General features: G+C 71.3%; 27 protein-coding genes. 12 read left to right on the forward strand and 15 right to left on the reverse strand.

The features are described 5' to 3' along the window. The 5 genes from GT042_RS25535 to GT042_RS25555 all read left to right on the forward strand — a co-directional run. A partial coding sequence (locus tag GT042_RS25535) for a substrate-binding domain-containing protein (RefSeq protein ID WP_161311078.1) occupies positions 1–780 on the forward strand: 780 nt, incomplete at its 5' end. A gap of 134 nt (positions 781–914) precedes the next feature. Next, positions 915–2258 carry a sugar ABC transporter substrate-binding protein gene (locus tag GT042_RS25540; protein ID WP_161311079.1) on the forward strand — a complete coding sequence of 448 codons (1344 nt, stop codon included), beginning with the start codon at positions 915–917 and terminating at the stop codon, positions 2256–2258. Further along, positions 2255–3178: a sugar ABC transporter permease gene (locus tag GT042_RS25545; protein ID WP_161311080.1), complete on the forward strand. Its 924-nt coding sequence runs from the start codon at positions 2255–2257 to the stop codon at positions 3176–3178. Before GT042_RS25540 ends, GT042_RS25545 begins: the two co-directional genes overlap by 4 nt. Continuing rightward, positions 3175–4119, forward strand: coding sequence for a carbohydrate ABC transporter permease (locus GT042_RS25550; RefSeq protein WP_161311081.1), 945 nt, complete (start codon positions 3175–3177; stop codon positions 4117–4119). Before GT042_RS25545 ends, GT042_RS25550 begins: the two co-directional genes overlap by 4 nt. A gap of 84 nt (positions 4120–4203) precedes the next feature. Next, positions 4204–5232: a hydroxyacid dehydrogenase gene (locus tag GT042_RS25555; protein WP_161311082.1), complete on the forward strand. Its 1029-nt coding sequence runs from the start codon at positions 4204–4206 to the stop codon at positions 5230–5232. A 70-nt stretch (positions 5233–5302) separates the two neighbouring features. Here GT042_RS25555 and groL read toward each other — a convergent pair whose 3' ends face one another. The 5 genes from groL to GT042_RS25580 form a co-directional block, all read right to left on the reverse strand. Then, the gene (groL, locus tag GT042_RS25560; RefSeq protein WP_161311083.1) at positions 5303–6925 is read right to left on the reverse strand and encodes a chaperonin GroEL; all 1623 of its coding nucleotides are present in this window, start codon (positions 6923–6925) and stop codon (positions 5303–5305) included. Between the two features lie 98 nt (positions 6926–7023). Then, on the reverse strand, positions 7024–7332 hold the full coding sequence (gene groES, locus GT042_RS25565) for a co-chaperone GroES (protein ID WP_023539274.1): 309 nt from the start codon (positions 7330–7332) through the stop codon (positions 7024–7026). A gap of 286 nt (positions 7333–7618) precedes the next feature. Continuing rightward, positions 7619–8572: a polysaccharide deacetylase family protein gene (locus GT042_RS25570; protein WP_161311084.1), complete on the reverse strand. Its 954-nt coding sequence runs from the start codon at positions 8570–8572 to the stop codon at positions 7619–7621. A 51-nt stretch (positions 8573–8623) separates the two neighbouring features. Then, the gene (locus tag GT042_RS25575; protein WP_161311085.1) at positions 8624–8989 is read right to left on the reverse strand and encodes a hypothetical protein; all 366 of its coding nucleotides are present in this window, start codon (positions 8987–8989) and stop codon (positions 8624–8626) included. A 71-nt stretch (positions 8990–9060) separates the two neighbouring features. Continuing rightward, positions 9061–9735, reverse strand: a complete 675-nt coding sequence (locus GT042_RS25580) for a hypothetical protein (protein WP_161311086.1) — start codon at positions 9733–9735, stop codon at positions 9061–9063. Between the two features lie 99 nt (positions 9736–9834). Between GT042_RS25580 and GT042_RS25585 the strand changes: the two genes are divergently transcribed. Then, positions 9835–10341, forward strand: a complete 507-nt coding sequence (locus tag GT042_RS25585; RefSeq protein WP_161311087.1) for a DinB family protein — start codon at positions 9835–9837, stop codon at positions 10339–10341. 98 nt (positions 10342–10439) lie between these two features. Further along, on the forward strand, positions 10440–10853 hold the full coding sequence (locus GT042_RS25590) for an SRPBCC family protein (RefSeq protein WP_161311088.1): 414 nt from the start codon (positions 10440–10442) through the stop codon (positions 10851–10853). A gap of 60 nt (positions 10854–10913) precedes the next feature. On the opposite strand, the gene GT042_RS25595 is transcribed toward GT042_RS25590, so the two are convergent. Continuing rightward, positions 10914–11324, reverse strand: coding sequence for a MarR family transcriptional regulator (locus GT042_RS25595; protein WP_161311098.1), 411 nt, complete (start codon positions 11322–11324; stop codon positions 10914–10916). A 175-nt stretch (positions 11325–11499) separates the two neighbouring features. Between GT042_RS25595 and GT042_RS25600 the strand changes: the two genes are divergently transcribed. The 3 genes from GT042_RS25600 (at position 11500) to GT042_RS25610 (ending at position 14871) form a co-directional block, all read left to right on the forward strand. Then, on the forward strand, positions 11500–13005 hold the full coding sequence (locus GT042_RS25600) for an MFS transporter (RefSeq protein ID WP_345943911.1): 1506 nt from the start codon (positions 11500–11502) through the stop codon (positions 13003–13005). 52 nt (positions 13006–13057) lie between these two features. Next, positions 13058–13483: a hypothetical protein gene (locus GT042_RS25605; RefSeq protein WP_161311089.1), complete on the forward strand. Its 426-nt coding sequence runs from the start codon at positions 13058–13060 to the stop codon at positions 13481–13483. 209 nt (positions 13484–13692) lie between these two features. After that, positions 13693–14871, forward strand: coding sequence for a methyltransferase domain-containing protein (locus GT042_RS25610; RefSeq protein WP_345943912.1), 1179 nt, complete (start codon positions 13693–13695; stop codon positions 14869–14871). 43 nt (positions 14872–14914) lie between these two features. Here the strand turns inward: GT042_RS25610 and GT042_RS25615 are convergent, their stop codons facing one another. Then, positions 14915–15883, reverse strand: a complete 969-nt coding sequence (locus tag GT042_RS25615) for a zinc-binding dehydrogenase (RefSeq protein WP_161311090.1) — start codon at positions 15881–15883, stop codon at positions 14915–14917. A gap of 75 nt (positions 15884–15958) precedes the next feature. Here GT042_RS25615 and GT042_RS25620 point away from each other — a divergent pair, with 75 nt between their 5' ends. Next, positions 15959–16603: a helix-turn-helix domain-containing protein gene (locus GT042_RS25620; protein WP_345943913.1), complete on the forward strand. Its 645-nt coding sequence runs from the start codon at positions 15959–15961 to the stop codon at positions 16601–16603. Between the two features lie 12 nt (positions 16604–16615). Here GT042_RS25620 and GT042_RS25625 read toward each other — a convergent pair whose 3' ends face one another. The 7 genes from GT042_RS25625 to tsaB form a co-directional block, all read right to left on the reverse strand. Continuing rightward, positions 16616–17842 (reverse strand): RNA polymerase sigma factor, encoded by a 1227-nt coding sequence (locus GT042_RS25625; protein WP_345943915.1) that lies wholly within the window; start codon positions 17840–17842, stop codon positions 16616–16618. 182 nt (positions 17843–18024) lie between these two features. Next, positions 18025–18381 carry a YciI family protein gene (locus GT042_RS25630; RefSeq protein ID WP_161311093.1) on the reverse strand — a complete coding sequence of 119 codons (357 nt, stop codon included), beginning with the start codon at positions 18379–18381 and terminating at the stop codon, positions 18025–18027. A 145-nt stretch (positions 18382–18526) separates the two neighbouring features. Then, entirely contained in the window at positions 18527–19969 is a 1443-nt protein-coding gene (locus tag GT042_RS25635) for an FAD-binding oxidoreductase (RefSeq protein WP_161311094.1), read from the reverse strand. A gap of 114 nt (positions 19970–20083) precedes the next feature. Next, positions 20084–20359 carry a hypothetical protein gene (locus GT042_RS25640; RefSeq protein ID WP_161311095.1) on the reverse strand — a complete coding sequence of 92 codons (276 nt, stop codon included), beginning with the start codon at positions 20357–20359 and terminating at the stop codon, positions 20084–20086. Next, complete coding sequence (tsaD, locus tag GT042_RS25645) at positions 20359–21501, reverse strand: tRNA (adenosine(37)-N6)-threonylcarbamoyltransferase complex transferase subunit TsaD (protein ID WP_161311096.1); 1143 nt, start codon at positions 21499–21501, stop codon at positions 20359–20361. Before tsaD ends, GT042_RS25640 begins: the two co-directional genes overlap by 1 nt. Next, the gene (gene rimI, locus GT042_RS25650) at positions 21494–21976 is read right to left on the reverse strand and encodes a ribosomal protein S18-alanine N-acetyltransferase (protein WP_161311101.1); all 483 of its coding nucleotides are present in this window, start codon (positions 21974–21976) and stop codon (positions 21494–21496) included. Before rimI ends, tsaD begins: the two co-directional genes overlap by 8 nt. A gap of 101 nt (positions 21977–22077) precedes the next feature. Then, entirely contained in the window at positions 22078–22743 is a 666-nt protein-coding gene (tsaB, locus tag GT042_RS25655; RefSeq protein WP_161311097.1) for a tRNA (adenosine(37)-N6)-threonylcarbamoyltransferase complex dimerization subunit type 1 TsaB, read from the reverse strand. A 103-nt stretch (positions 22744–22846) separates the two neighbouring features. Here tsaB and GT042_RS25660 point away from each other — a divergent pair, with 103 nt between their 5' ends. Next, positions 22847–23398: a hypothetical protein gene (locus GT042_RS25660; RefSeq protein WP_345943914.1), complete on the forward strand. Its 552-nt coding sequence runs from the start codon at positions 22847–22849 to the stop codon at positions 23396–23398. A 10-nt stretch (positions 23399–23408) separates the two neighbouring features. On the opposite strand, the gene GT042_RS38335 is transcribed toward GT042_RS25660, so the two are convergent. Continuing rightward, entirely contained in the window at positions 23409–23585 is a 177-nt protein-coding gene (locus tag GT042_RS38335) for a hypothetical protein (protein ID WP_202533792.1), read from the reverse strand. Between the last annotated feature and the right edge of the window lie 179 nt (positions 23586–23764).

Raw genomic sequence — 23764 nt, forward strand, 5'->3', positions numbered from 1 at the left:
GCCGCCCGGCTCGGCGCCCGGCTGATCCTGCGGGTCTCCGACTACCGGCCCGAGGACGACGCCGCCCACGCGGCCGGGCTGCTGGCGGCCGGCGCGGAGGGGCTGCTGCTCGCCCCGAGCTGGACCGAGCCCGGCCACCCCGGCACGTACAGCGAGTGGATCGCCCGGCTGCCGGTGGCGACCGTGCTGGTGGAGCGGCGCGGGGCGCCGGGCGGGCCGCTGGCCGCCCTGGACCGGGTCTGCTCGGACCACGCGCACGGCGTCCTGATCGCCGTACGGCACCTGGTGGGTCTCGGGCACCCGACTCCGCTGCTGGTGGCGAGGCGGGACAGCCCGACGGCAACGGCGGTACGGGCCGGATACGTCCAGGCGCTCGACGTCCTCGGGCTGACCGCGCCGGGGCCCGTGATCGACTCGACGTCGGCGGAGCGCGATCCGCAGGTCTTCGAGCGGGCCGCGCGGGCGGTGTGCGCGGCCGTGCGCGACGGCGGAGCGACCGCCGCGCTCATGCACAACGACGAGGACGCGATCCGCATGGTCCGGCGCCTCGCCGAGCTGGGCGTACGGGTCCCCGAGGACCTGGCCCTCATCACGTACGACGACGAGGTGGCTGCCCTCGCGGACACCCCGCTCACCGCGGTCGCCCCGCCCAAGCGGGAGGTGGGGCGGTGCGCGGCGGAGCTGCTGGTGGAGCGGCTGACGTCGGCCGGCGGGGGCGCGGACGAGCCGCGCCGCCATGTGGAGCTGCTGCCGCGCCTGCGGGTGCGCGCCTCCACCTGATTCCGGGCCTGGGGGCAAACCCACCCCCCGTTCGATCATTTTTCGATCAATCAATCTTTCGCTCTTGACTTCGCTCACGCCGGATCGAAGTATCACGGCCACCGCCTGTCCCCCGTACGCACAGGAGCCGCGCCGTGAGTCGCAGTTGGTCCCGTTCTCTCCATGCCTGTGTCGGCGCCGCCACCGCGCTGGCCGCTCTCGCCGCCCTCACGGCGTGCGGCGGCGGCGCCGACGCACCCGCGGAAGGCACCGCGGAACATCCCGTCACCGTCACGTTCTGGGCCTGGACCAAGGGGTCGCAGGAAGTCGTGGACGCGTTCAACGCCTCGCACGACACGATCAAGGTGAAGTTCGAGGAGATCCCCTCCGGCGGCAACGGCGGCTATCCCAAGATCGCCAACGCCGTGAAGGCCGGGATCGCCCCCGACCTGCTCTCCATCGAGTACCCGATGCTGTCGCAGTTCGTGAGCCAGGGCTCGCTCCAGGACCTGAGCGGCTATCTGACCGACGACGTCAAGAAGAAGTTCCTGCCGCAGACCATCAAGCTGACGACCCTGGGCGGCAAGAACTGGGCCGTCCCCTTCGACGCGTCCCCGCAGGTCTTCTACTACCGCAAGGACTTCTTCGAGAAGCACCACCTCACGCCGCCGGGCACCTGGGACGAGTTCCGTACCGCCGCCGCGCAGGTCAAGAAGGCGGCCCCGGACACCAGGATCGCCAGCTTCTTCCCCGACGACCCGACCTTCTTCCAGGCAATGGCCTGGCAGGCCGGCGCGCGGTGGTTCACGACCGACACGGCCAGGAACGCCTGGCAGGTCGACACCACCGACCCCGCCACGATCAGGACGGCGGAGTACTGGCAGGGCCTGATCGACGACGACCTCGTCAACACCTCCTCCTCGTTCAGCCCGGAGTGGACCGGCGGCCTCAAACAGGGCACGCTCGTCGGCTACCTCGGCGCGTCCTGGAGCGCGGGCGTGCTCGCCGGCATCGTGCCCGAGGAGAAGGGCAAGTGGGCGGCGGCGCCGGTGCCCAGCTGGGACGCGGCGCGACCGGCCAGCGGAATGATCCAGGGCTCCACCTTCGCCGTGAGCGAGAACAGCCACAAAAAGGCGGCGGCCGTCGAGTTCGCCCTCTGGATGGCCACCTCCGAGGCGGGCATCAAGGCCAGGATCGGCGCGAGCACCTCCACCGCCCTGCCCGCCTCCCCCGCGATGGTCCCCGTCGCCCGAAAGGCCATCGACACCAGCTTCTTCGGCGGCCAGGACCTGTACGGCCTCTACCTCCAGGCCGGCAGGTCGATCAAGCCGGACTGGATCTGGGGCCCGAGCACCGGCGCCACCAACGCGGCACTGGGCGACCAGCTCCGCGAAGCCGTCGGGGGCGGCTCCACCCTCTCCCGCGCCGTCCGCACAGCCCAGGACGCCACCGTCGCCGATCTCAAGAAGCGCGGTCTCAACGTCGAGGACGCCTCATGACCACCAAGATCCAGAACCGACGCGGCGGCTCCTCCACCCGCACCGGCGTCGCCGCCACCGTCCTGCTCACCCCGTTCTTCGCCCTGTTCACCGTGGCGATGGTGATACCCGTCGGCTACGCCCTCTGGCTCAGCCTCTTCACCGAGAAGGCGTCGGGCCTCGGCTTCGACGGACCCCGTACCGTCTTCCACGGCCTCGGCAACTACACCGAAGCCCTGGGCGACCAGGCGTTCCGCGACGGCTTCTGGGTGCTGCTCGGCTACTGCGCCTTCTACATCCCCCTGATGGTCGGCGGCGCGCTGATCCTCTCCCTGCTCCTGGACACGGCTCTGGCCCGCGCCCGCCGCTTCTTCCAGCTGGCGCTCTTCCTGCCGCACGCCATCCCCGGCCTGATCGCCGCCCTGATCTGGATCTACCTCTACACCCCGGGGCTCAGCCCCGTCATCAACGCCATGGACGCCGGCGGATTCGGCTTCGACTTCCTGTCCACCGACGGCGTCCTCCCCTCCGTGGTCAACATCGCGCTGTGGGAGTGGCTCGGCTACAACGTCGTCATCTTCTACGCCTCCCTCCAGGCCATCGACCGCTCGCTGCTCGAAGCCGCGACCGTGGACGGCGCGGGGCAGTGGCGGCTCGCGTTCAGCATCAAGTTCCCCCTGATCCGTTCCTCGCTGGCGCTCGTGCTGCTCTTCACGATCATCGGGTCGCTCCAGCTCTTCACCGAGCCGCTGATCCTCAGCCGCTCGGGCGCGTCCGTGCCCAGCACCTGGACGCCCAACATGTACGCCTACAGCGCGGCCTTCCAGCGCAACGACTACGGCCTGGCCGCCGCCGCGTCCGTCCTCATCGCCCTCGTGGCCGCCGCCCTCTCCTTCGGCGTCACCCGATTCTCCCGACGGAAGGAGGCACGGGCAGCATGACGTCCCCCCTCGTCACCACCCCGGCCGACCCGGCCACTCCGCCCGCCCCCGCGCGCCGCGCAGCCCCCGGTCGTGCCCCCGTCCGCGCGGCCGGCCGGCCGGGCACCAGCCGGTGGCTGTCCAGGTCCGCCGTCAACGGCGTGCTCGTCCTGGCCGCCGCGTACACCCTCTTCCCCCTGATCTGGCTGGTCACGGCCGCCACCAAGGACGCCGGCAACCTGCTCGGCGGCGACGTCTTCTCCTTCCAGGGCTTCCACCTCGGCCAGAACCTCTCCGACCTGACGACCTACCAGGACGGCATCTACTTCCGGTGGTACGGCAACTCGCTGCTGTACGCCGGAGTCGGCGCCCTCGGCTGCTCGCTGGTCAGCGTCGCCGCCGGTTACGCCTTCGACAAATACCGCTTCCGGGGCAAGGAGAAGCTGTTCGCCGTCGTCCTGCTCGGCGTGCTGCTGCCCTCCACGGCCCTGTCCCTCCCCCTGTACCTGCTGGCCGTGAAGACCCACACCGTCAACACCTACTGGTCCGTGCTGATCCCCGTCCTGGTCAACCCGTTCGGCGTCTACCTGTCCCGGATCTTCAGCGCCGGCTACATCCCGGACGAGGCACTGGAGGCGGCCAGGATCGACGGCGCGAGCGAGCTGCGCGCCTTCTGGTCGATCGGTCTGCGCATGATCATGCCGGGCTTCGTGACCGTCTTCCTCTTCCAGTTCACCGCCGTCTGGAACAACTTCTTCCTCCCCCTCGTGATGCTCTCGGACAAGAACCTCTATCCGCTGAGCCTCGGCCTCTACAACTGGCACAGCAACGCCAACGCGACCCCGGACTTCTATCCGATGGTCGTGACCGGTTCACTCCTCGCCGTCACACCGCTGATCATCGCGTTCGTCACCCTCCAACGGCACTGGAAGGCCGGCCTTACGGCAGGCAGCGTCAAATAGCCGCCCCCGAGCGCGACCTGCCTGGGTAGGAGCGAGCGAGACCCGAGCGAGTCCCAGCGACACCCGAGGAGCTTGAGTTCCACCATGCCAGCCACCACTGACAACCGCCCCGCGGCCCTGCTCTCCATGGGCCCCGGCATCGCCGAGCGCCTGTTCACCGAGGACCACAGGGCCCGGCTGACCGGCCTCGTCCGTACGGATCCCGCCCTGATCGCCCATCAGCTGTCCGACCCGCCGCCTGCCGTCGCCGCCGCCCTCGCCGACACCGAACTGCTCGTCACCTGCTGGGGCGCGCCGCCGCTCACCGCCGACGTCCTCGACGCCGCACCCCGCCTGCGGGCCGTCGTCCACGCGGCGGGTTCGGTCAAGCACCACATCACCGACGCCTGCTGGGAGCGCGGCATCGCCGTCACCTCGGCCGCCGCCGCGAACGCCCGCCCCGTCGCCGAGTACACGCTCGCCGCGATCCTCTTCGCGGGCAAGAACGTCCTCGGCTCCGCCCAGCGCTACCGGAACCTGCGCACCCACCACGACTGGCGGGAGGAGCTGGACAGCGCGGGCAACTACCGCCGTACGGTCGGCGTCGTCGGCGCCTCCCGCATCGGCCGCCGCGTCATCGAGCTGCTGCGCCCCTTCGACCTGGAGGTCCTGCTGTACGACCCGTACGTCGAGCCGGCCGAGGCCGCCGCGCTCGGCGCGGACCTCGTCACCCTGGACGAACTCTGCGCCCGCAGCCACGTCGTGTCCGTCCACGCCCCGCAGCTCCCCGCCACGGACCGCATGATCGGCGCCGCGCAGCTGGCCGCCATGGCGGACGGTTCGACGCTGATCAACACCTCACGCGGCTCGCTCGTCGACGAGGACGCGCTGCTGCCCGAGCTGGTCGCGGGCCGCCTCCACGCCGTACTGGACGTGACGGAGCCCGAACTGCCGCCCGTCGACTCGCCGCTGTACGACCTGCCGAACGTCCTGCTCACCCCGCATGTCGCCGGGTCCCTCGGCGGCGAGATCCACCGGATGGCGGACCAGGCGCTGGACGAGGTGGAGCGCTGGACCAAGGGGCTGCCGTTCGCCGACCCCGTACACCCGACGACGCTGCACCTCTCCGCGTAAAGAGATCCGGCACGCGCGAAGGCCCGGCGCCCCTCGCGGGGTGCCGGGCCTTCGGCTGTCGCACACAACCTCAGTGGCTGTGACCGTGGCCGTGACCGGCCTCGGCCTCTTCCTCGGCCGGCTTCTCGACGACCAGGGTCTCGGTCGTGAGCAGCAGGGAGGCGATGGACGCGGCGTTCTCCAGCGCGGAGCGCGTGACCTTGACCGGGTCGATGACGCCGGCCTTCACCAGGTCGACGTACTCGCCGGTCGCGGCGTTGAAGCCGTGGCCCTTGTCGAGGTCGGCGACCTTCGCGGTGATGACGTAGCCCTCAAGGCCGGCGTTCTCGGCGATCCAGCGCAGCGGCTCGACCACGGCGCGGCGGACGACCGCGACACCGGTGGCCTCGTCGCCGGTCTTGCCGAGGTTGCCCTCCAGGACCTTGGCGGCGTGCACCAGGGCGGAGCCACCACCGGAGACGATGCCCTCCTCGACCGCGGCGCGGGTCGCGGAGATGGCGTCCTCCAGACGGTGCTTCTTCTCCTTGAGCTCCACCTCGGTGGCGGCGCCGACCTTGATCACGCACACGCCGCCGGCCAGCTTCGCGAGGCGCTCCTGGAGCTTCTCGCGGTCCCAGTCGGAGTCCGTGGACTCGATCTCGGCCTTGATCTGGTTGACACGGCCGACGACCTCGCTGTGGTCGCCGCCACCGTCGACGATCGTGGTGTCGTCCTTGGTGATGGTGACGCGGCGGGCGGAGCCCAGCACGTCGAGACCGGCCTGGTCGAGCTTGAGGCCGACCTCCTCGGCGATGACGGTCGCGCCCGTGAGGGTGGCGATGTCGCCGAGCATGGCCTTGCGGCGGTCACCGAAGCCGGGGGCCTTCACCGCGACCGCGTTGAAGGTGCCGCGGATCTTGTTGACGACGAGCGTGGACAGCGCCTCGCCCTCGACGTCCTCGGCGATGATCAGCAGCGGCTTGGAGCCACCCGCGGCGATGACCTTCTCCAGCAGGGGGAGCATGTCCTGGATGGAGGCGATCTTGCCCTGGTTGATCAGGATGTACGGGTCGTCGAGGACGGCCTCCATACGCTCCTGGTCGGTCACCATGTACGGGGACAGGTAGCCCTTGTCGAAGGCCATGCCCTCGGTGAAGTCGAGCTCCAGGCCGAAGGTGTTGGACTCCTCGACGGTGATGACACCGTCCTTGCCGACCTTGTCCATCGCCTCGGCGATGAGGTCACCGACCTGCTGGTCCTGCGCGGAGAGCGCGGCCACGGCGGCGATGTCGGACTTGTCCTCGATCGGTCGGGCGGTCGCGAGGAGTTCCTCGGACACGGCCTTGACCGCGGCGTCGATGCCCTTCTTCAGGGAGGCGGGCGACGCGCCGGCGGCGACGTTGCGCAGGCCCTCGCGGACCAGCGCCTGGGCCAGGACGGTGGCGGTGGTGGTGCCGTCACCCGCGATGTCGTTGGTCTTGGTCGCCACCTCCTTCACCAGCTGGGCACCGAGGTTCTCGTACGGGTCGTCGAGCTCGACCTCGCGGGCGATCGTGACACCGTCGTTGGTGATGGTCGGGGCGCCGAACTTCTTGTCGATGACGACGTTGCGGCCCTTGGGGCCGATCGTCACCTTCACCGTGTCGGCCAGCTTGTTGACGCCGCGCTCGAGGGCGCGACGGGCGTCCTCGTCGAACTTCAGGATCTTCGCCATGGGAGCTTCTCTAGTCCTCTCGAACGAACTGCGCCCCCGTCCGCCCGGCAATCGCAGGGTGGCCGAGGGCGCAGCTCACAAGCAAAACTTTCGGTGAATTACTTCTCGATGATCGCGAGTACGTCGCGAGCCGAGAGGACGAGGTATTCCTCGCCGCTGTACTTCACTTCGGTGCCGCCGTACTTGCTGTACAGAACGACATCGCCGACGGAAACGTCGAGCGGGAGCCGCTCGCCGTTCTCGAAACGGCCCGGGCCCACGGCCAGGACGACGCCCTCCTGGGGCTTCTCCTTGGCGGTGTCCGGGATGACCAGGCCAGAGGCCGTGGTCTGCTCGGCGTCGAGCGGCTGGACCACAATGCGGTCCTCGAGCGGCTTGATGGCAACCTTGGTGCTGGCGGTCGTCACGATCCGACCTCCCCCTTCGGAGATCTCACGGGGTGAACTGTCTTGGGTGGCGACCAGGTGGATCCGTCGTCGCGGGTGCCGGATCCGCCAGTCGCGCTTTGGCACTCTCCAGTGGGGAGTGCCAGACCTGAGACTATGACCGCGATTAGCACTCGGTCAAGCGGAGTGCCAATGAGCGTGCGCGTGGCGGTGCGCTCCGGACACGAAAACGCCCGTACGAGGGGCTGTCCCCGTACGGGCGTGCGAGTGCCGGACCTGTGAACACCGGCCCCGCGGCCGGGGGTTCTCAGACGTAGTCCTCCAGCCTGGCCACCGCGTACCCCTTGTCCGTGATGGTCTTCATCACACGCCGGATCATGTCGGGCATGGAGCCCTTCCCGTCCTCGCGCCCCCGGAAGTGGCTGAGGACGATGTCGCCGGGGTGCAGGTCCCGGTCCGACTCGCGCCACTCCATGTGGTCGGGGAACGCCTCGGCCGCCCACAGGGGTACGGCGGTGATCCCGCAGGACTTCGCGACACGCAGGGTGTCGCCGTTGTAGTTGCCGTACGGCGGGCGGAAGAGGCGGGGCCGCTTCCCGTACTGCTTCTGGATCTTGTCCTGCTGGCCGCAGATCTCGCGCTTCTGCCCGGCGCGGGACAGGCCGGGCAGGTAGGGGTGGTTGAGGGTGTGGTTGTGCAGCGCGACCCCGCGGTCCCGCATCAGGCGGAAGTAGTTGTAGTCGTCGTTGATCACGTAGTCGCTGAGGAAGGCGCTGTACGGGATCTTCAGCTCGGACATCATGCGGAGGAACTCGGGGTCCTTCTCCGCGCCGTCGTCGATGGTCAGGAACACGATCTTGTCCTTGACCGGCACGGTGGTGAAGACGGGCGGGAGCGTGGCGCCGCCGGAGACCTCGAAGCCCTTGCGGGTCTTGATCACGGGCTTGACCGCGGGGGGCGGGGGCGCGGTCAGGGGGGTTCCGGCGAGCTTCCACCGCTTGGCGGTGGCGGTACGGACGGCCTCGGCGCGGCGGAGCTTCTCGGCGTACGCGGCGAGGGCGCCGGCGGGGGCGCTGCGGGGTTTGAGCGGCTGGCCGGCTTTCGGCGCCTGTGGTGCCTGCGGTGCCGGGTGCCCTTCGGGGGCGTAGGCCCCGCCACTGTTCGGCTCTCCGGTGCAGCCGGAACCGAGCGCGGCGACAAGCAGGGCGGCCAGCAGGACGCACAGGTGTCCGTATTCTCGCCTTTGTCGTAAAAGCTGCATGGCGCTGCATCCTGTCAGCGCGACACATCCCCGACCGTACGACTCGCCGGACTACTCCAGGTCCGTCAACTCGTCGGCGTAGATCTTCGAGAGCGGCTGCGGGCCGATGTACTGCTGGCAGTTGCACTGTCTGCGCTCGTACTTCAGCGGCTTCTTGTCCTCGTCCCACTCCGTCGCGACCTCGACGTCCTCGTGGCACTTCCCCCGCTTGTCGTGCTTCGCCAGGTGGTGGGAACACCCGCAGACGGGCACAGGTGGCTTATGGGCCGCCTCAAGCGCCTTCCGTTCGTCCTCGGCCAGCTTGAGGCGTTCCATTATTCGCTCGTGACGCGTGTGCAGCGCCGTGCGGCCCGTGTCGGCCACCCATCCGAAGCCGCCCACGATGAAGAAGACGAAAAGCCACCAAATCCATTCCATCCGCCGCCCCTTAACCCTGAATGGCGCATGCGTTCCCTCTCCAGGATAAGTCGCGGGCTGTAGGAAGCACCTCAGCGGTGGACGCCGCCGCCCCTGCGTACGGGCACCGGATCCAGCAAACGCCCAGCCCAGCGCTGGTGCCCGAGGGACCGGACAAGTCCCAGCAGACCGGTCATCAGGAGGGTGCCTCCGAGACCCAGCGCGTACGCCGTGGCACTCAGCGTGACCGCGTCCATCCGGGTGAGCGACCGGCCCGCGACCGCCGTACCGGCCAGGCACAGCGCGACGGAGGGCAGCAGCCAGAGGACGGACCTGCCGTGCGCGCGTACCCGCTCGTCGGTGACGGGTTCCGGGCCGAGATACGCCCACGCGTCGAGCCGGTCCCGTACGTCCTGGTTCCGGCGCACCCAGAGCCCCAGCGCGACGGCGGCGGGGATGAGCAGGACCGCCGCGAGGACCAGCGCGACGAGGCCGCTGAGCAGCCCCAGGCCGCCGTCCTCGATGCTCCGCACGGCGAGCCCGACGGCGGCCCACCCGAGGACGGCGACGGCGGCGATCCCCCAGAGGAGCAGCAGGCGTCGGACGGCCAGCGCACGCGCGGCGAGCGCCACGACGGTGGCGTCCCGCTCGGCGAGCAGCCCGGGGGAGAGCGACTCGTCCCCGCCCTCTTCCGCCACCCGCGCCTCGAACCCCTCCCCGGGCGGGGGCTCGGGAGGGTACGGCGGAAGCGCGAGGCGGTTGATCACCCGGCAGAGGGTAGCGGCGGTAGCCTCTGCGACGATCATCCAGCGCCCCGCCCGCCACCCCGCACTCACCCCGTCCACCCTCCAGGAAGGCCCCCGGTCATGACCACAGAACGCATCGGACCCCCCGCGGTCGCCGAGGAACGCGTCATGCTGCGCGCCTTTCTCGACTACCACCGGGCGACCCTCGCCATGAAGACCGACGGTCTCGGGGACGAGGATCTGCGCCGCCGCTCGATGCCGCCGTCCACCCTCAGCCTCCTCGGGCTCGTACGGCACATGGCGGAGGTCGAGCGCACGTGGTTCCGCCGGGTGATCAACGGCGAGGACATCCCCCTGGTGTGGTCGGAGGACGGCGACTTCCAGGTGGCGTACGACGCGCGTACGGCCACCCGCGCCGAGGCGTTCGCCGCGTGGGAGGCCGAGGTCGCCCACTCCCGGCGGATCGAGGAGGAGGCGGAGTCCCTGGACGTCACCGGGTATTCGGCGAGGTGGGAGGAGGACGTCTCGCTCCGGATGGTGATGCTGCATCTCATCCACGAGTACGCACGCCACAACGGCCACGCGGACTTCCTGCGCGAGGGGATCGACGGAACGGTGGGCGCCTGAGCGGTACGGGGCCACACCCGTCGTCGCCCCGGTCGGCACGCCGCAGGCGTCCGTTTCGTTCAAGACGGCGGCGGCCGGCGCCCGCTAGCGTCGCCGCCATGAACAGCACCCACCAGGAATCGCGCCACGTCAGCGTCCATGTCGACCGCACCGTGCGCGACGTCTACGCCTACGCCTCGGACCCGGCCAACCTGCCCGCCTGGGCGCACGGCCTGGGCGGGGCCATCGAGAAGAGCGGCGACCGATGGGTCGCGGAGTTCTCGCCCATGGGGCGCGTCGTGGTCGCCTTCGCCCCGCGCAACGAGTTCGGCGTGCTCGACCACGACGTCACGCTGCCCTCCGGGCAGACCGTGTACAACCCGGTCCGCGTGATCGCCGACGGGGCGGGGAGCGAGGTGGTGTTCACCCTCCGGCGGCAGGCGGGGATGAGCGACGCCGACTTCGAGCGTGACGCCGGGACGGTCGCCGCCGACCTGGCCCGGCTCAAGGAGCTGCTGGAGTCCGCCCGGTAGGGCGCGTGAACGGGCGTACGCGGCGTGCGCGGCAGGACATACGCCGCCGGGGCGGCCCGTTCAGCCGCGCGGCCAGGTGTGGCCGATCAGGTTCTCGATGCTGGAGTTGAAGCGTTCCAGCGCCGTGGCGAAGGCCGCCGCCTCCTCCGGCTTCCACTCCGCCAGGACCGTCTCCAGGCCCCGCACCCCGTCCTCGCGGTCGGCGTGGAGCTTGCCCAGACCCTCGTCCGTGATGCGGAACTTGCGGGCGATGCCGCCCTCCGGATCGGGGATGCGCTCCACCAGCCCCGCCCGGGTCATCGCGGCCGTCTGCCGGTTGAGCGTGGACGTCTCCAGGCCCAGCGCGTCGACCAACTGCCCGATGGACAACGGCCCTTCGGCCTCGATCCGGCTGAGCAGGAGGTACGCGCTGCGGTCGAGCCGCGCCTTGGGCGCCAGAGCCATGTAGCGATAACGCGCCAGCAGCGTCATCTCCAGCTGGATCTTCTCGCTCGCCTCACGCACCACGGCACCCTCTTCCTGTCGGTCCTCGGCACCACGCCCATCACCGGCACACCCACCTGCATGTATATCAGCGCAATATGCCTCGTACATACAGCATGTACGCTACACAGTGCATCACGTCACGCCCCTGACAGGAGACGCTGTGAAACCCACCGTTCCGCCGCCCCCGGCAGCCCTCGCGGCGCCTCCCTCCCCCCGTACGGGAGCCGTCGTCGCCGTCCTGGCGAGCGCCGGCATCGTCGCCGCGCTGATGCAGACCCTGGTCGTGCCCCTCATCGGCGAACTGCCCCGCCTCCTGGACACCACCCCGGCCGACGCGTCCTGGGTGATCACCGCGACCCTGGTCGCGGGCGCCGTCGCCACCCCCGTCACGGGCCGGCTCGGCGACCTGTACGGCAAGCGGCGGCTGATGCTCGTCTGCGTCCTGCTGCTCGTCGCCGGCTCGGTGGTGTGCGCCCTGTCCGACTCCCTGCTCCCCGCCGTCGCGGGCCGCGCGCTGCAAGGGTCCAGCATGGGCATCATCCCGCTCGGCATCAGCATGATGCGCGACATCCTCCCGCCCGAACGGGTCGGCTCCGCCATCGCCCTGATGAGCTCCTCGCTCGGCATCGGCGGCGCCCTCGGCCTGCCCCTCGCGGCGGTGGTGGCCCAGAACACCGACTGGCACACCCTCTTCTGGGGCTCGGCCGGCCTCGGCCTGGTGCTCGGCGTCTTCATCCTGCTCTTCATACCGGCGGCCCCGGTCCGCGCCACCGGCCGGTTCGACTTCGTCGGCGCCCTGGGCCTCGGCGCCGGGCTGGTCGCCCTGCTGCTCGCCGTGACGAAGGGCACCGACTGGGGCTGGGGCAGCGGCACCACGCTCGGCCTGCTGGGCACGGCCCTGGTCGTCCTGCTCGTGTGGGGCGTGTGGGAGCTGCGTACGCGCGACCCGCTGGTCGACCTCCGTACCACCGCCAGGCGCCAGGTGCTGCTGACCAACCTGGCGTCCGTCGTGGTCGGATTCGCGCTGTACGCCCAGTCCCTGATCGTCCCCCAGCTGCTCCAGCTGCCCTCCGCCACCGGCTACGGCCTCGGCCAGTCGATGGTCGCGGCGGGTCTGTGGATGGCCCCCGCCGGCCTGGTCATGATGGGCGTCTCCCCGCTGGGCGCGAAGCTCTCCGCCGCGCGCGGCCCGAAGGTCTCCCTGCTCACGGGCTCGGTCATCATCATGTGCGGGTACGCCCTGGCGCTGGTCCTGATGGGATCGACGTGGGGCCTGCTGGTCTTCACCTGCGTCAGCAGCGCGGGAATCGCCTTCGCGTACGGGGCCATGCCGGCGCTGATCATGAGCGCGGTGCCGGTGTCGGAGACGGCGGCGGCCAACGGTTTCAACGCCCTGATGCGCTCGATCGGTACGTCGGTCTCCAGCGCGGTCCTGGGCGTGGTCCTGGCCCACATGACCGTCTCGTCCGGCGGCTTCACCGTCCCGTCCGAGAGCGGCTTCCGTACGGGCTTCGTGATCGGCGGCGGGGTGGCCCTGATCGCGGCGCTGGTGGTCGTGGCGATCCCGGGCCGCAAGCGGCTGGCGGCCACGCCGCCCCTGGCCACGTCCTCCGCCGTCCCGACCGACGATCCCCTGGCCCCGGTCCCGGAACGCAGCGGTTCGTAGGGCGGGTCCTCGCCGGCGGGGCATGATGGACGGAATGACGGCGAGGAGTCCGATGACAAGTCAAGGCGCGAGCGTCACCGCCCCGTGCGGGGCGTGCGGGGGTGTGCTGACCCGGAACGTGGGCCAGCGCATCGACCAGGACGAGGTGCGGTGGGAGGCGGAGACGACCTGCACGGGCTGCCGGGCGGGCGGCTCCACCCCACCCACCGCCGGTACGACCCCCGAGGAGATCCGCCAACTCCTCCTGACGGAACACGGCCCGGCCCGCCTCACCCTCACCGACGGCACGGCGAACCTCATCTCGGTCACCCGCGTCCTGAGCCGCGCACACGGCCTGCCCTTGGGCGAGGCCCGAAGCAAGGCCGCCGAACTACGGACAACGGGCCTCGTAGGCACCCTGGTCGAGATGGAGTGGCTGGCCACCGCACTGCGCGAACGCGCGGTAACCGTGACGGTCGGTCCGGCGACGGCGGGCTGACTCGCGGATCACCCGCACGTGTAATTCCCTCTCCCGGCGCAGGACCGCAGACTACGTAGCGTAAGGAGGGGCCGAAAGGCCTGAGCACAGGGAGCACACATGGCAAAGAAACACCGGTCGCCGATCGGTGACGACGGATCGCAGCCCGACCGTCCGATTCCGCCCAAGCCGCCCGCGCCCGCCCCCAGGCCGAAGTAGCGGCGGACACCGTGCCCCGCCCTCCCGCTCCGGACAGCCACGCCCGAACGGCCGGAACTCGGCGCCTGCTGCCCGCGATCGAGCGGACCCGCTCCACGCCGATTCCCGCCGCGTGGGCCGACGTTCTGACGCGCGTCCCCCGGGACCTCTTCCTGCCCGACGAGGTGTGGCTCAGGGACAGTGAGGGCGGGTACGTGTCGTGCGACCGGCGTCTTGATCCGGGTGGGTGGATGGGCGCCGCGTACTCCGACGCTCCTCTCGTCACCCAGTTCGTCACCGAGTCCGACGGCACGCGCTCGCCCTCGTCCTCCGCGTCCATGCCCAGCACGGTCCTGCGCCTCCTGGAGGACGCCGAACTGGGGCCTGGTACGCGGACGTTGGAGATCGGCACCGGCTCGGGTTACAACACCGCCCTCCTGTGTGCTCGCCTGGGTGACGCACTGGTCACCTCCGTGGAGGTGGACGCGCCCCTCGCCGCCCGCGCGCGGGAGAACCTGGCCGCCCTGTCGTACTCCCCCGCCGTCATCCACGCCGACGGCGCCGACGGCTGGCTTCCGCACGCCCCGTACGACCGTGTCCTCGCCACCTGTTCCGTCCGCACGGTGCCCACCTCCTGGCTGGAGCAGACAGCTCCTGGCGGACGCATCGTGACCCCCTGGGACAGTGCGTGGTCCTGTTTCGGCGCTGTCCGCCTGACCAAGCACCGCGACGGCCGCGCGGACGGCACGTTCGCCGCGTACGGCTCGTACATGCTCATCAACGGCCAGCGCACCGACATCGAGCTGTTCCGTGACGTCCTCCGCGAGGGCCAAACGCCCGAGACCGGGACAACCGCCCTCTCTCCGTGGGCCGTTGCCGGGGACGACCCCGCGCTGGACTTCCACCTCGGGCTGACCGTCCCGGGCGCCTGGTACTCGTGGGACACCACGTCCGCCGACGCCCACACCCGGCTGTGGATCGCCGACACCACCGCGACGAGCTGGGCGAGCGTCGACCACGACGGCCGTCGGACGGACACGTTCCGCACGGCCCAGTACGGACCGCGCCGCCTCTGGGACGAGATCCGCGCGTCCTACGAGCGGTGGACGCGGGCCGGGCAGCCGGCGATCGGCCGTTACGGGCTGACCGTCACGCCCGAGGGGCAGACGGCCTGGCTGGACAGCCCGGACACGCCGGTGACGCCTCCGTGATCGCCGGCTCGGAGTGAGTGCCCGGCCGGCCGTTTCGTACGGGCTACGGCGTCAGTACGATGCGGCCGAAGACCTCGCCCGCGTCCATCTTCCGGTGCGCCAGAGCGGCCTGGTCCAGGGGCAGCAGTTCGTGCACCACCGCCTCGATCTCCCCCCGGGCCGCCGCCGCGAAGTGTTCGGCGCGCGCGGTCGCCCGGTCGGCCGCCGGGACCGTGTCCGTGCTGAGCGTCGAGAACGACAGCGACTTCTGGAAGGCCGCCGTCATCCTCGTACCGAAGTCCGCCGGTGGCGGGCCCCCTACGATGCCCACGACCACCATGCGGCCGTTCGGGTTGAGCCGGTCGAGGAACGACGGCAGGTGCTCACCGGCCACCACGTCGATGACCACGTCGTAGCCCGCCGGGGTGACCTCCGAGCCGGAGCCCGAGCCCGAGCGGTCCAGTACGTGCGTCGCGCCCAGCTTCCGCAGCCGCTCCCCGCGATCCGCCGACGACGTCGTGACCGCCACCGCGCCCGCCCCGCCCCGCGCCGCGAACTGCACCGCCATGATCCCGAGGCTGCCCGCCGCGCCCCGTACCAGAACCGTCTCCCCCGGTACGAAACGGGCTCGGACCAGCCCGAAGTGCGCCACCACCCCCGCGCTGCCGAGCGTCACCGCGTCGGTGGCGGACAGGTTCGCGGGCAGGGGAAGAAGCTCCGTGACCGGCGCGACGGCCTGTTCGACATAGCCTCCGCCGGTGCCGGTGAAGCCCCACACCCGCTGTCCGATCCACGACACGTCGACCCCGTCACCGACCGCCGTGACCGTGCCCGCCACCTCACCGCCCGGGATGTGGCCCTCCTGGAAGCCGTAGGCGGCCAGGACCCCCCTCCGGATCAGGGTGTCGACACCGCCGACACCGATCGCCTCGGTGGCGATCACCGCCTGCCCGGCGGCGGGAACAGGATCGGGGACCTCGACGACCGCCAGACCCTCGGGACGTCCGAATTCTCGGATCGAAACCGCCTTCACGTGGCCTCCATGTGCTCGGTACGACCGTTTCGCGACGGCGCGACGCTAACGGACGCCCCCGTCCGTTTCGCTAAAGTGAGAGTGGTGACGACCCGATTGCCTCACGTACCGCACACCCCGCGCTCCGACGCCGCCGACAACCGCGCCCGCATCCTCGACGCGGCCCGCGCGGTCTTCTCCGCCGACGGGCTGGGCGTGCCGATCCGGGAGATCGCGCGGCGCGCGGGGGTGGGGCCCGCCACCCTGTACCGCCACTTCCCGACCAAGCAGGCGCTGGTCACCGAAGCCTTCGCCGACCAGATGCGCGCGTGCCGCGCCATCGTCGACGAAGGGAGCGCCGACCCCGATCCCTCGCACGGCCTCTGCCTGGTCATCGAGAAGATCTGCGAGCTGCATGCCCGGGACCGGGGTTTCACCGAAGCCTTCATGGCGACTTTCGCGACGCCGACGGAGGTCACCGAGAGCCGCGCGTACACGGTGAAGACGGTCACCGAACTGGCCCGGCGCGCGAAAGAAGCCGGTCACCTGCGCCCCGACTTCCTGGTCCCGGACGATCTGATCCTCATGCTCATGGGGAACCAGGGCATCCGCGCGGCCACCCCCGCCGCCCAGGTGGCGGCCTCCCGCCGTTTCGCGGCTTACGTGATCCAGGTGATCCAGGCCTCACCCCGGCACGCGCCGCTCCCGCCGGCGGCGTGGCTGGCGCCCGCGCACTTCTGAGGCCCTCGCCGCTCAGAGCCGGGCCGCGCGGTCCAGCAGGAAGAGGCGTTCGCGGGCGTTGCGGGTCAGGGCCGCCGCCCGTTCGAACTCCGATCTCGCCTCCTCCGTACGCCCCAGCCGAGCGAGCAGGTCGCCGCGCACGCTCGGCAGCAAGTGGTAGCCCTTCAGGGCCGGTTCGTCCGCCAGGGCGTCGACCAGGCGCAGGGCCGCCGCCGGGCCCTCGGCCATCGACACGGCGACCGCGCGGTTCAGTTCGACCACCGGGGACGGGGTGAGGGCGACGAGCTGTCCGTACAGCGAGGCGATCGCCGTCCAGTCCGTCTCCTCGTACGTACGGGCCCGGGCGTGGCACGCCGCGATGGCGGCCTGGAGGACGTACGGGCCCGGCGGCCGGCCCGGCGCGCCCGCCCGGGTGAGCGCGGCGAAGCCGCGGCGGACGAGGAGCTGGTTCCAGCGGGAGCGGTTCTGGTCGGCGAGCAGCACCGGCTCTCCGTCGGGGCCGGTCCGCGCGGGCATCCGGGACGCCTGGAGCTCCAACAGGGCGGCCAGCGCGTGGACTTCGGGCTCCTCGTCCATCAGCCCGCTGAGCACCCGCGCGAGCCGCAGCGCGTCCTCGCACAGGCCGGGCCGTACCCAGTCGTCACCGGCGGTCGCCGAGTACCCCTCGTTGAAGATCAGGTAGATGACCTCCAGGACGGAGGAGAGTCGCTGCGCGCGCTCGGCCCCGTACGGCACCTCGAACGGCACCCCGGCCTTGGCGAGGCTGCGCTTGGCGCGCACGATGCGCTGCGCCACGGTCGCCTCGGGGGCCAGGAAGGCGCGGGCGATCTCGTCGGTGGTGAGGCCGCCGAGGAGGCGCAGGGTGAGGGCGATCCGGGCCTCGGTGGAGAGGACCGGGTGGCAGGAGGTGAAGATGAGACGCAGGAGGTCGTCGTCGATGTCGTCGGCCCCGGCCCCGATGCCGGTGATGTTCGCGGTGTCGGGCGGCGGGACGTCCTCCAGGGTGCGGCCGACCTCGGCGAGCTTGCGGGCGTACGTCTCCCGGCGCCGTACGAGATCGACGGCACGGTTCCTGGCGGTGGCCATGAGCCAGGCTCCCGGCTTCTCCGGGACACCCGACTCCGGCCATCGTTCCAGCGCCGCGACCAGGGCGTCCTGCGCCAGCTCCTCGGCGATGCCGACGTCACGGACGATGCGGGCGACGGCGGCGATGATGCGCGCGGACTCGATCCTGAACACCGCTTCGACGGCGCTGTCCGGGCTCTGGGGCGCGCCCGCCTCCGGCCCGCCCGCTCCCGGCCCGTCCGCTCCCGACCTGTGTGCTCCCACGGCCACCCATCAGAACACCGGGGGCAGGCGAGGGCAAACGGTGACGGGAGCGGCCCCGGCCACGGTCACGAGAAAGGGCCCCGCGACTATCCCTAGCCCTGCACGATCTCGCGCACCTCGCTCGCGATCTCCCACTCCGCCTCGTGGACCTCCACGAAGCGCCGGGCCCACGCGACCGCCTCGTCCTTGTCCGCGGCCTGGATGATCGCGTACCCGCCGACGACCTCCTTGGTCTCGGTGAACGGCCCGTCGGTGACGGAGATCTTCCCGCCGCTCTGCCGGACCCGTACCCCCTGCGCGGTCGGCAGCAGCCCCGCGGTGTCCACGAGGACGTCCGCCTTGGACATCTCCTCGATCAGCTCGCCCATGCGCCGCATCAGCTCGTCGCTGGGGCCGCCGGCGGGGGCGTTGTTCTCGTCGACGCGGACCATCATCAGAAAGCGCGGCATGGTGACTCCTCGGTGCCCCTGTCGGGCGGTGGTGAGGCGGGCCGTTCCCGCCTCTCACCTGTACGTCGAACGGCCGGCACCGGAATCGACACGGGCCGGGAAATCAATCGGAAGATATCTCTCCACCCCCCGGACCAGGAAGGACTCAGGATCCGGATCCGGTTCCCGCCCCCGGCGGGATGTTGTGGTTCAGCCGGAACATGTTCGCCGGATCACGGGCCGCCTTGATCTCCTGGAGCCGTTCGTACGTGGGCGCGTCGAAGGCCAGCCGTACCCGCTCCGCCGTGACGTCGTCCGCCCCCAGGAAATTGGTGTGCTTCCGCGCGCTCAGCCACGGCTCCAGCCGCTCCATCACCTCGCTCCCGGCCGTCCGGTACTCCTCGGGGTCCTCACCGGGCGGGACGAACGCGAAGGCAAAGACGGCGAAGGCCGCGTCACGGGTCCCGACCACGTTCGGCGCGCCGGAGTAGCGGCTCAGCGCGCCGCCGAGCTGGCGCAGGTCCACGACGTTGACCCGGGCGCCGGACTCCGGGCCCGCGACCTCCAGAAGGGCGTCGATCGTCTCCGGCGTCACCTCGTCCAGCACCGCGAAGTGCTCGACCGAGCTGATCCCCTCCGGCGGATCCACGCTGATGGCGTCGAATTCCGTGAACGGGCGCAGGGCCACGGTGTCCAGCAGCACCGGCGCCGCCGCCCGCAGCGGGGCGATCAGTTCCTCGCCGTCGGCCTCCGAGCCGAGCCAGGAGAACCGTACGGCCGCCGTCAGCCGCCCCCGCATGAAGTCCGGGACCGTGGGCTGGTCGGGCAGGCGCAGCAGGACGGCGGACGACATCAGCTCCTCCGGGGCCGTCGCCGCGAACCGCTCGTACGCGTGCAGCACCTCCCGGGCGTCGTCCCCGGAGAAGTACAGGGCGCCCGCGTACAGCTGGGTCACCGGGAAGAGGGAGAACTCCATCGCGGTGACCACCCCGAAGTTGCCCTTCCCGCCGCGCAGCGCCCAGAAGAGGTCGTCCTCGGAGTCGCGCGAGGCATGGCGCAGCTCGCCGTCCGCCGTGACCAGGTCGATCCACTGGACGTGGTCGGCCGCCCACCCGAAGGCCCGGCCCATGGTCACGCTGAGGCCGCCGCCGAGGGTGTAGCCGACCACGCCGACGTCCGCCGCAGATCCGACGAGCGGGGCCAGGCCGTGGACGGCGGCCTCGGTGACGACCTGCTGCCAGCGCACCCCCGCCTCGACCCGGACCGTACGCTCCCCGGCGTCGATCGACAGACCCGTCATCCGGCGGGTCGTGATCATGACGGCGTCCTCGGGGACGTCCCCCGTGGGGCCGTGTCCGGTGGAGAGGACGGCGACGGGACGCCCGTACCGCCCCGCGAAGCGCACCGCGCTCAGGACGTCCGCCGCGTCGGCGGCGCCGACGATCACGGCGGGGCGGTGGGTGACCACACGGTTGAAGCCGGTGGCCTCCTCCGCGTAGCCGTCGTCACCGGGGAGGAGGACGGGGCCCGCGACGTCGATGGTGAGCGTGCGGATGTCGCGGGGCGAGAACGGCCGGGGGCCGGAGGGAAGATTCGGTGCCGAGGTCATACGAACGGGCCTTTCGAGATGCGGTACGCGCGGCTCGGCGCGCGCGACTGTCCCCCGCATCCCATCCTGTCGCTATTTACAGCGATCTGCCCCTTTTGCCGAGTGCGAGCCGCCTCAGCCGCCCCGCCCGTCGTCCCCGAGCGACTCGAAGCGCCAGCGGTGGACCGGCCGGGCGGTCAACTCCGCCGGGGGATCGGGGAGTTCGGGGACGTCGGCGTCGTACGGGCCTTCCCACCAGGTGAGGGCCAGGACCCGGCCGCCGGGGGCGCGCAGCAGCTCGCGGCGGAGCGGCTCGTACGGCAGCTCCGTCACACGCGCGCGGGCCCACTCCAGCAGCTCGGCGCCCCGGCCGTCGGCGGCCTTGGCCTCCCACATGAGCGCGACGGTCATCAGTAGAGGTTGTCCTTCGCGAGCTCGTGGACGTGGTCGTGGTCGTGCCCATGCCCATGCCCATGCCCATGATCACGATCAGGCTCATTGACATGCGTACGACCGGGCACATGCGGCTCCGTCACCGGCAGCGACGAATCCGCCGAGAGGTCCCAGTCCGACGCCGGGCGGTTGCGCGCCACCATCTCCGCGCCCAGCGCCGCGACCATCGCACCGTTGTCCGTGCACAGCCCGGGGCGCGGCACCCGCAGCCGGATGCCCGCCCGCTCGCAGCGCTCGGCGGCGAGCGCGCGCAGCCGCGAGTTCGCCGCGACCCCGCCGCCGATCATCAGATGATCGACGCCCTGGTCCTTGCACGCGCGGACCGCCTTCCGCGTCAGCACGTCCACGACGGCCTCCTGGAACGACGCCGCCACATCCCGTACGGGCACCTCCTCGCCCGCGTTCCGCTTCGCCTCGATCCAGCGCGCCACGGACGTCTTCAACCCGGAGAACGAGAAGTCGTACGGCGCGTCCCTCGGCCCGGTCAGCCCGCGCGGGAAGGCGATCGCGGCCGGATCGCCCTCCTTGGCCAGCCGGTCGATCACCGGACCCCCCGGGAAGCCCAGGTGCAGCACCCGCGCGATCTTGTCGAAGGCCTCCCCCGCGGCGTCGTCGATGGTCGCGCCCATGGGCCGTACGTCCGAGGTGATGTCCGGCGCGAGCAGCAGCGACGAGTGGCCGCCGCTCACCAGCAGCGCCATCGTCGGCTCGGGCAGCGGGCCGTGTTCCAGCTGGTCGACGCAGATGTGGGAGGCCAGGTGGTTCACGCCGTACAGCGGCTTGCCGAGCGCGTACGCGTACGCCTTCGCCGCCGACACCCCCACCAGCAGCGCCCCCGCCAGGCCGGGGCCCGACGTCACCGCGATCCCGTCGAGGTCGCGGGCGCTGACACCCGCCTCCTTGAGCGCGCGCTCGATGGTCGGCACCATCGCCTCCAGATGCGCGCGGGAGGCGATCTCCGGCACCACACCGCCGAAGCGCGCGTGCTCGTCGACGCTCGACGCGACGGTGTCGGCGAGCAGGGTCGTACCGCGCACGATGCCGACGCCTGTCTCGTCGCAGGAGGTCTCGATACCGAGGACGAGAGGTTCGTCAGCCATTGATCCCAGTTCCTTGGACGTCTTGTATGTGGAGCCCCTGCATCGGCAGGCGCATCACGAGCGCGTCGACGTTGCCGGGCTGGTAGTAGCCGCGGCGGAAGCCGATGGGCTCGAAGCCGAAGCGTTCGTACAGCTTCTGCGCCCGTATGTTGTCGACCCGCACTTCGAGCAGCACTTCTTCGCACTCGGCGGCGCTGGCGTGCTGGAGGAGGTCGGTCAGCAGGCGGGAGCCGAGGCCCGTGCCCCACTGGTCGCGGGCGGCGGCGATGGTCTGTACGTCCCCGAGGCCCCCGGCGGCGGCGAGTCCCGCGTACCCGACGATACGGCCGCCGGCCTCGGCCACGACGTACCGGCGGGTGGCGCCGGGACCGCGCGCGTGGGCCAGCTCGGACCAGAACATGCCCGGGGACCAGGCGTCCTCGGGGAAGAGGTCGTGTTCGAGGGCGAGGACGGCCTCGATGTCCCACCAGCGCATCTCGCGGAGGACGGCGCCCGGGGGGCGCGGGACGTCACGGTTTCCCGCCGCCGCGGCCACCTCGTCCACCTCGTCCGGCTCGTCCGCTTCCTCGGCACCGCTCACTTCGGGGTGACCACCTTGTAGTTCTTGGGCACCTCGGCGTCGGGCCTGCGGAGGTAGAGGGGCAGCGGCGGCAGGAACTCGTCCGTCCGCCCCGCGGCCAGCAGCTCCGCCGCCAGCCCGGCGAGCGCGGCGGCCGACTGGTGCTCAGGGGCGCGGGCGTCCCGGAACGCGGCCGGGTAGAGGAACGCGCCCGCACCGACGGCCGGCAGCCCGGCGACCCGCTCGGTGAGGTCGGCGGGCCGGTCGACGGCGGGCTCACCGACGCGGGTACGGGCATCCGCGTACCGCGCCCAGTAGACCTCCTTGCGGCGGGCGTCGGTGGCCACGACGAAGGGCTCTTCGAGGCCGGAGGCGTACGCGAGACCGTCCAGCGTGCAGAGCCCGTGCACCGGCACCCCGAGCGCGGAACCGAAGGCCAGCGCGGTGGCGAGCCCCACCCGCAGTCCGGTGTACGGACCCGGCCCGACCCCGACGACCACGTCCGTGACGGCGCCCAGCCCCACCCCCACCCCCGCCTCGGAGAGGACACGGTCCACGGCGGGCAGCAGCAGCTCACCGTGGCGCCGCGCGTCCACCTGGCTCTCGGCGGCGAGGACGGAGGAGCCGTCGTGAAGAGCGACGGTGACGGCGGGCGTGGCGGTATCAACGGCGAGCAGAAGCACGCAAACAGCCTACGGCTCCCGGCGGCGGGGCACGGCGCCCAGTCCCGTCATTCCGCTGCTGCTAACGTCACCACGGAGTCATACGTACGAGAGGTGGAACAGGGTGTCCAGGAGCAGCTCGGGAATCGTGGCCGGGCTCACCGCGGCGGCCATCGCCGGCGTCGCCTTCCTCGCTTACCAGGCCTCGGCGAGCGTGCCCGACACCCTCGGGAAGAACGGCACCCCGAGCGCCTCCCCGACCGCGTCGGGCTCCGCCGCGCCGAAGAAGGACCCGCTGACGGTGCCGGCGGCGTCCGGGACGGGCGAGCGGGTGGTGTACGGCCTCAAGGACCGCCGGGTCTGGCTGGTCGACAAGACCAACCAGGCGACGCGCACGTTCCCGGTCGTCCCGAGCACCCTCAACCCCGCCCCGGGCTCGTACACCGTCAGCTCCCGGTCCGCCCAGGTCCAGGGCTCGGACGGAGTCCTGGTCGAACACGTCGTACGGTTCGCCAAGGCGGAGGGCGTCACGGTCGGCTTCAGCGCGGCGGTAGACGGGTCGCTGCCGACGCCCAATCCGGCGCTGAAGACGGGTGGGGTGCGGATGAAGCGGGCGGATGGGGTGGCGTTGTGGTCGTTCGCGACGATCAATTCGACGGTGGTGGTCGTTCCCTGACGGCGCTTGCCTAGGCGGCGGCGCGGGTGTCTGTGGGCCGGGGGTCCTTGGCTCGCGTGTCCGTGACGGGGTGCGTCTGTACGGCCGCAGGCCGCTTCGGCGGGGTCGACACGGTGGCGGCGGCCACGCAGGACGCGAGCAGGTCCCGCATGGAGACGTCTGAGGGCGACGGGTGTGGGTGCGGCATGGATGCCTCCTTGGGGTGCGGGGGCAAGCGTGGTCGTAAGTTAGGTAGACCTAACCACCTCTGGATACCATGTGACCATGCGCGGTATGGCGCGCGCAACATTTTCCCGACGCTTTGTCGGAACGTGTCGCCCCGGTGGTGGGCGCGGGTTACTGATGTCCTCAATCGCCGGACGGGCT

Source organism: Streptomyces sp. SID3212 (genome assembly GCF_009865405.1).
GTDB lineage: Bacteria > Actinomycetota > Actinomycetes > Streptomycetales > Streptomycetaceae > Streptomyces.